8 protein-coding genes are annotated in these 6,991 nt (G+C 63.9%); 3 read left to right on the forward strand and 5 right to left on the reverse strand.

Going from position 1 to position 6,991, the window contains the following annotated elements; translation table 11 throughout:
- Positions 1–37: 37 nt before the first annotated feature.
- Both HMPREF2617_RS07710 and HMPREF2617_RS07715 read left to right on the forward strand, forming a co-directional pair.
- Complete coding sequence (locus HMPREF2617_RS07710; protein ID WP_246821716.1) at positions 38–775, forward strand: hypothetical protein; 738 nt, start codon at positions 38–40, stop codon at positions 773–775.
- Complete coding sequence (locus tag HMPREF2617_RS07715; RefSeq protein ID WP_070840449.1) at positions 772–2,325, forward strand: Y-family DNA polymerase; 1,554 nt, start codon at positions 772–774, stop codon at positions 2,323–2,325. The genes HMPREF2617_RS07710 and HMPREF2617_RS07715 overlap by 4 nt, the downstream gene beginning before the upstream one ends.
- A 22-nt stretch (positions 2,326–2,347) precedes the next feature.
- Here HMPREF2617_RS07715 and HMPREF2617_RS07720 read toward each other — a convergent pair whose 3' ends face one another.
- Positions 2,348–2,935, reverse strand: coding sequence for an AMIN-like domain-containing (lipo)protein (locus HMPREF2617_RS07720; protein WP_070614288.1), 588 nt, complete (start codon positions 2,933–2,935; stop codon positions 2,348–2,350).
- A 141-nt stretch (positions 2,936–3,076) separates the two neighbouring features.
- Between HMPREF2617_RS07720 and HMPREF2617_RS07725 the strand changes: the two genes are divergently transcribed.
- Entirely contained in the window at positions 3,077–3,958 is an 882-nt protein-coding gene (locus HMPREF2617_RS07725) for a sucrase ferredoxin (RefSeq protein ID WP_070614289.1), read from the forward strand.
- A gap of 29 nt (positions 3,959–3,987) precedes the next feature.
- Here the strand turns inward: HMPREF2617_RS07725 and HMPREF2617_RS07730 are convergent, their stop codons facing one another.
- From HMPREF2617_RS07730 to HMPREF2617_RS07745, 4 genes are all read right to left on the reverse strand, one after another.
- The gene (locus HMPREF2617_RS07730) at positions 3,988–4,758 is read right to left on the reverse strand and encodes an HAD family hydrolase (RefSeq protein ID WP_070614290.1); all 771 of its coding nucleotides are present in this window, start codon (positions 4,756–4,758) and stop codon (positions 3,988–3,990) included.
- Between the two features lie 11 nt (positions 4,759–4,769).
- Positions 4,770–5,450 (reverse strand): methionine ABC transporter permease, encoded by a 681-nt coding sequence (locus HMPREF2617_RS07735; RefSeq protein WP_070482425.1) that lies wholly within the window; start codon positions 5,448–5,450, stop codon positions 4,770–4,772.
- Entirely contained in the window at positions 5,447–6,475 is a 1,029-nt protein-coding gene (locus HMPREF2617_RS07740) for a methionine ABC transporter ATP-binding protein (protein ID WP_070450483.1), read from the reverse strand. The genes HMPREF2617_RS07735 and HMPREF2617_RS07740 overlap by 4 nt, the downstream gene beginning before the upstream one ends.
- Positions 6,476–6,991 (reverse strand): MetQ/NlpA family ABC transporter substrate-binding protein (locus HMPREF2617_RS07745; RefSeq protein ID WP_246817568.1); only part of this gene is annotated, 516 nt, incomplete at its 5' end. It abuts the gene before it with no gap.

Consider the following 6,991-nt stretch of genomic DNA (forward strand, 5'->3'; position numbering starts at 1 on the left):
GTTGCCTGCGTCGACCCCGGGGTGCATACTATCTGGCGTGAGTGGAACACCTATTCGAGCGTTATCTGCGGCGGCGCACCTGCATGAAGTGGGCGAAGCGCCTGCTCAGCCGACGCGTGCTGAGCAGATCGCAGAGCTGCGTGCGCGTATGGCTGCGCTCGGCGGGGAGGTCCCTCAGGAGGTTGCTGCTGATACTGAGGTGCTCACGATCGGCGGTGGTCTTTCGACTGTGTTGCCGAATGGTGGCTTGGCGCGAAGGGCGGTCACGCACGTCAGCGACACCCCGGCGCTGATCGTGGAGCTCATCGGCCAGGTGGTGGAAGCCGGTGGGCGCGCAGGCGTGGTGGGTTGGCCGGAGTTGTCGTATGCCGCGATCGGCGCCGATGCGCTTGAGCGGGTCGTTGCGGTGCCGGAGCCGGGTATTGACGACCTCTCGGTGGCGGGCGTGCTCGCCGAAGGGCTTGACCTGGTGGTGCTGCACACCCGCAGCCCGTTCCAGCTCACCCCGGTGCGCGCCCGGCCGCTGCTGGCCAGGATCCGGAAAGGGCAAGCGGCGCTTGTGTGTGTCAACGTTGCGGTGCCGTCGCCGGCGCTCACGCTGACGGGCACGCTCGCACAATTCCACGGCATCGGCAGAGGCACAGGGCGCATTACCGGGATCGATTTCGACGTGCGCGCAGAAGGTAAGGGCTATCGTCCGGCGAGTGCACGGGTGACGTTGGGTGCTGGTGGTGAGCGGGTCGTCGATAGGCGAAAGCTGCGACTGGTCACATGAGAGCAGCGGCGTTGTGGTTTCCGGACTGGCCCGTGCAGGCTGCGAAGCTGGAGTCCGGCGACGAGTTGATAGAACCCATTGCGATTGCTGCGCACCACAGGGTGAAGGCGTGCTCGCAGGCAGCCCGCCAAGTGGGCATCCGGCGTGGGATGCGGGTGCGAAACGCACAGGCGGCAGCGCCGGAGCTGACGGTGGTGGAGGACAACGCCGACCGCGACGGCCGGATGTTCGCAGCACTTGCAGCGGGTCTCGACGATGTCGCGGCGAGCGTAGAAGTGCTGCGCCCAGGCCTTGTCGTTGCGGACCTTGAGGCCGCGGGCAAGTTCCACGGCAGTGAGGACCGTGCGCTCGAGATGCTTATCGACGCCGCCTCGCGCCGCGGCATCGACGCCCTTGCCGGTGCCGCCGACGAGATCGCCACCGCAGTGATCGCCTCGCGCTCATCTGACGTGGTGGCGCAGGGGCAGTCGGCGACGTTCCTGGCAGACCAGCCACTCGGTGTGCTCGTCGCCGAAGAAGCGCTCGGCGCGGACATGGACACGGTGCGGGCGTTGGGGCAGTTGGGGATTTCCACGCTCGGGCAGTTGGCGGCGCTGCCCCCGGCGGCTGTCACCACGCGCTTCGGCCAGTCCGGGATGCTCATCTACCGGATCGCCGCAGCCACGCCGGACCGCCGCGTCGCGCCCGAAATTCCCGTGGAGGACCTCGCGGTGGCGATCACTCCGGAGGACCCGATCGACCGAGTTGATGCTGCAGCGTTCGCCGCCCGTGCGCTGGCCGCCAGCCTGCACGAACGGCTGAAGGAAACGGGGCGGAACTGCCTGCGGCTGAAGGTGACCGCCGAACTTGGCGACGGCACCCGTGTCGAACGCGTCTGGCGCACCCGCGAAGCACTCACCGAGGCCGCCACCGCCGACCGTGTGCGCTGGCAACTCGACGGCTGGCTCACTGGCGGCGGCGCAGGCGAAATTACAAGTCTCATCCTGGAACCACTCGAACTCGCCGCGCCCGAACCCGTCGGCGAACTGTGGGCCGACGGCGCCTCCACCGACACCGCCCGCCGCGTCGTGGAACGCGTGCAATCCCAACTCGGCATCGACGCGGTGCTCCAACCCCGGCTCGTCGGCGGCCGTGGCGTGGCAGAACGGGTGCAGATGGTGCCGTACGGGGAGGCGGGGCCGGTCGTCGACAAGCGGTCGTGGCCCGGAGCGATCCCAGCACCGCTGCCTGCGCGCCTCGGCGGCGGCATTGAGCACCCCGCCTCGCGCATCGCGCTTATCGACGACACCGCAACCCCCGTCATCGTCACCGCCGAAGTGCTGCTCTCAACCACGCCGTACGCCCTGGCCTGGGGCGATCGCCGGTTTCTGGTTACCGGCTGGGCCGGGCCGTGGCCCGTGGATGAAGGATGGTGGGCCCAAACCGAAGGGGCCACAGGACGGCTTGCGCGCATGCAAGTCGTCGGGCGCGAAGGCGGACCAGACGGCGCTGTCACAGGCTGGTTGCTTGTGTGGAGCAGACGCAGCTGGCGCGTCGAGGCGGTGTATTAACGGTGGGGGTTTAGCGCTGCGATTAGTTCTGGACGATGTCGACGACCACGCGCTTCGGGTCCTCCAGCACCTGCACCGAATACGGCAAGGCAGAGCGCAGACCCACCACGACCTGGCTGCGGCCCTCATAAGTGCCGGCGCTGATCACGTCGATGACGTTGCCGGTATCGCCAGCCATCTTCACCTCAACATCGGAATCCTTACCCATCTCAAACGGATAAACGGTGCCGTCGACGTTGATGTTCAAAAACGCGTTACCCGCTACCTTCAACGGCTGGCCGGTGGTCTCCTGCATCGGGGTGGAGGTGTAATCCACAAACCAACCCGGATCCCCGTCGCCCTCAAGATCCACCACGACGCGGTCGAATCCCTCATGTGCGCCAACACGGACCGCGGTGACCACAAGCTGTGACGGTGCCGACGGGCGCTGCGTCTTCGGAGACGGGTCAGCGTTGCCCAACGGTTTCAGACGCGGAGAGCTGGCGGACAAGCTGCTGGCCACCGTTTCGCCGGCCCCGAAGCTGGGTGTGGTGCAGGCGGTGCAGGCAGCGATCGTCGCTACGCAAGCGCCCACGACCGCAGCGCGGAAGGAACCGGAATTTTTTTGCATTAAGCCACCGTAACCAGCAGGAGGAATCAGAACAAAAGCCTCAGAGCGAAATACCCAAAAGGTTATCTAACTGTTACAGAAGTGAATGTTGTTCAAATGGGTCATCTAATAAGTTAGGCCAAGCTTGGCTATGGTGGTGACATGCGACAATTGCCCTGCTCAGATGTTGAGGTTGAACCGCTGCCCGGCACCGCCAAGCCCGGCGCTACCTACGTCATCTTTGAGTGGCCCGACCCGTGGCCCCGCGACGTGATTTCCAACGCCGCACTTGGCGAAGAAATCACCCCCAAAATCTCCAAACACCTCGACGAATACGACGCATCCCTGCTGCTCATCCGCCATCCAACGCGCGAAGGTCGCAACATTGAGGATCACCACCTCTATCTCGTCTTCGCCGACGAAGGCATCACCGAGGTCCTCCATGTGGACGGGCCAGAAGACATTTTGAACCTCGACCTGTCGGGTCCCGGTAAGAACGGTGGAGTGCGCCGCGAACGCCCGCTGCTGCTGATCTGCACCCACGCCAAGCGCGATGTCTGCTGCGCAGTGAAGGGTCGCCCGCTGGTCAACGCACTGCACGAGCGCTACCCGTTCGGCCCCGGCAACGATGTCGTGTGGGAGGTTTCCCACATCAAGGGCCACCGCTTCGCCGCAACCATGATGCTCATGCCTTGGGCATACAGTTTCGGCCGCATGAACGTGGAGGCCACCGACGCGATGCTCACAGCAGCGAAGCGGGGCGAATACTTCGTACCCGGCAATCGCGGTCGCGGCACGCTCAGTCCTGTGGAACAGGTGGCCGAGATTGCTGTTGCCAGCGAGGTCGCTGAGCCTCGTTACGGGGAGTTCGACGTTGCGCCTGTGCGTATCGACGACACCACCGCCACCGTCAACGTCACCACCGCCGGTGGGGAGTACGTCGTCGAACTGGAAAAGCGTCCGGTCAGCGGGATTGTCGATTCCTGCGGCAAGGCCCCCAAGGAAGGCTCCGCCTGGGGCGCGCTCAGCGTGCAGCCACGTTAGGTGATGCCGGGCGGGGGCGAAACCAGGTCCTAGATGTACTCGTCGAGCACCTCAGCCACTGACCCGATGACGTGGTCTGTGGCTGCTTTCACGTCGGTGGGGGAGTGGTGGAAGCAGTGCGAGTGGTCGGCGAGGGTATGCATACTCAGGTCGTTCCATGAGTCGCCGAACGTGTAGAGCTCAACGCCATCGCGGTTGATGCCGAGTACCTCGAACAGCTCGAGGATCCCTGAACCCTTGGAGCGGCCTGGTGCCATCAGATCGATGTAGTCCTGGTTTTGGGCGACTTCTACGTCGCCGAGTTTGGTGGCCCAGGCGATGACTTCGGCGCGCAGCGCGTCGTTGTCAGGAATCCAGAACGGAATGACAGCGAACTGGTGGTCCGGGATGTCGCGAATCCCCATCGGCGTGAAGTGAGCCGTGAAGTCGTGGGTACGGCCGGTGTTGTTGGCAAACACGCCGTCGACACGTCCGATGGTGGTGCCGAAAATAGCCAGTCCCTCGCGCTCCCCGAACTGTTCCACGGCGGCACGCAGGACGGCACCGTCGAGTTCGTGGCTGAAGAGCAGGTCGCGGTTGGCGCCGTCGGTAGCTGATGCACCGTTGGACAGCACCTGGTAGTCGAACGCTAGCGTGCTGCCGGCCATGCCGTGGGCGAGCGCTGTACGGGAGCGTCCGGTGGCAGAAATGGCAAGATGCCCGGCTTTGCGCCAGGCATCTATTGCGGCGATATCCTCCTGGTCGAAACCGTGGGGAGGGTGGTGGAGAGTGCCATCGAAGTCGAACGCCGCTACCTTCATGGCACTTCAATCTACCGGCGCATGACCTTCTTGGACAGCCAGTTGCCCAGGAACTGAGCGAGCTGCACGATCACCACGATGACCAGGACTGCAGCCCAGGTGACTTGTGGCTCGAAGGCGCGGTAGCCGTACACGATGGCGAAGTCACCCACACCGCCGCCGCCGATGTAGCCGGCCATCGCGGACATATCGATAACCGCGATGAAGATGAAGGTGTAACCCAGGATTAGCGGGCCGAGTGCCTCCGGCAGGATCACCGAGGTGATGATCTTCCAGGGGCCTGCGCCCATGGAGCGTGCGGCCTCGATGACGCCGGGGTCGATCGCGACGAGGTTTTGCTCCACGATGCGCGCCACGGTGAACGTGGCGGAGAAACACATCACGAACGTTGCAGCGGCACGGCCGATGGTGGTGCCCACGACCTCCAGAGTCAGTGGGTACAGCATCGCGATCATGATGATGAACGGGATTGGCCTGAAGAAGTTCACCGCAACGTTGATCAGGGTGTAGACCACGTTGTTGCGCAGGATGCCACCTGGTCGGGTGGTGTAGAGCAGCATGCCCAACACCAGGCCGAAGAAGCCACCAACAATCATGGTGATGGCGACCATCCACAGGGTGTCGCCGATGGCGTCGAGGAAGGTGGGGCCGAGGTTGTCCCAGTTCGGTTCAGCGAGCAGGTATTCGGTCATCGGGTGATCTCCTCAATCTCGGTGCTGCGCTGCAGTGTGGCCAGGAATTCGTTGATAGCGGCGTCGTCGCCGTTGAGGCGGACGGTCATCTTGCCAAAGGAACGTTCCTGCAAGGTGGTGATGCCGGCGTGGACCGGCTCGATGACAACACCGCGCGTGCGGGCGGTCTCGGCGGCGCCGAAGAACCCGGAGTCCTCGGAAAGATCCACGGTGAACAGGCGGCCAGGCTTGGTCAGCAGTTCGGCGCGCTCAACATCATCGGGGGTGTTGCGCAGGCTCGTCGCTGCGAAACGCTGCGCGACGGGGGTCTGCGGGTTGGCGAAGACGTCGTAGACCCCGCCGTACTCCACAACACGACCGTTCTCCATTACGGCAACCTTGTCGGCGATGGCTCGGATGACATCCATTTCGTGGGTGATTACCACGATGGTGATGCCGAGTTCTTCGTTGACGCGACGCAGCACTCCGAGCACCTCGTGGGTGGTTTCGGGATCGAGTGCGGACGTGGCTTCGTCGGCAAGCAACAGCGACGGGTTGGTTGCGAGTGCTCGCGCGATGCCGACGCGCTGCTTCTGGCCGCCGGAGAGTTGCTCCGGGTAGTTCTCGCCACGGTCAGACAGACCGACGAAGTCGAGCAGTTCAGCAACGCGACGCTTACGTTCCTTCTTGTCCACACCGGCCAGTTTCAGCGGGTACTCGATGTTGCCCGCTGCGGTACGGGAGGAAAAGAGGTTGAACTGCTGGAAGATCATGCCGACGTTGCGGCGGATCTCCCGGAGTTTGCGCTCGGGCATACCGGCGACGTTGGTGTCGTCGAGAAGCAATTCGCCCGAGGTTGGCATATCAAGGCCGTTAATGAGGCGGACAAGCGTTGACTTGCCGGCACCCGAGTAGCCGATCACTCCGAGGATTTCGCCTGGCTCGACGGTCAAGGTGACGTCATCGACGGCCTTGACCTCGCGCTCTTTGGTTTTGAAAACCTTGGATACGTTCCGGAACTCAATCCGGGTGCCGGTTGTTGTCATTTACTTGTACTCCTCCACAAGTCGGTCGAGGATCTCGTTGAGTTCCTCCTTGCTGCGCTGGACCTGCACGGCGGTGCCGTTGGAATCCTCGTCAAGCGCTGCGGTGACCTCCGGCGACTGCCAGACGTCGACCAACTTGGCGTACGTCTCGTTGTCCAGGTCATCGCCTGAGACAGTGAATACGTTGATGTACGGCTCCGCAAGCTCGGAGTTCGGATCGTCGGCCGCGACCGAGGAAGCCGGGTCGATACCTGCGCGTGCCAGCCAGTTGTTGTTGATCACAGCCGGGCGGCCTTCGTTGTAGGCGTTCGGCGTCTGGGACGCATCCACAGCGACAACCTTGACCTTGGAGGCATCCTTATCGATGTCCGCCGGGGTCGGGGTGAGCTTCGGCGCGCCTTCGCGCAGCTTCAGCAGACCAGCCTGAACCAGCACGTTGATCGCGCGACCCTGGTTGGACGGGTCGTTCGGGACAGCGATTTCGGTGCCCTCGATGCCGTCGAGCGAGTCGTGGTC

Origin of the sequence: Corynebacterium sp. HMSC070H05 (assembly GCF_001837615.1) — a bacterium.
Taxonomy (GTDB): domain Bacteria; phylum Actinomycetota; class Actinomycetes; order Mycobacteriales; family Mycobacteriaceae; genus Corynebacterium; species Corynebacterium coyleae.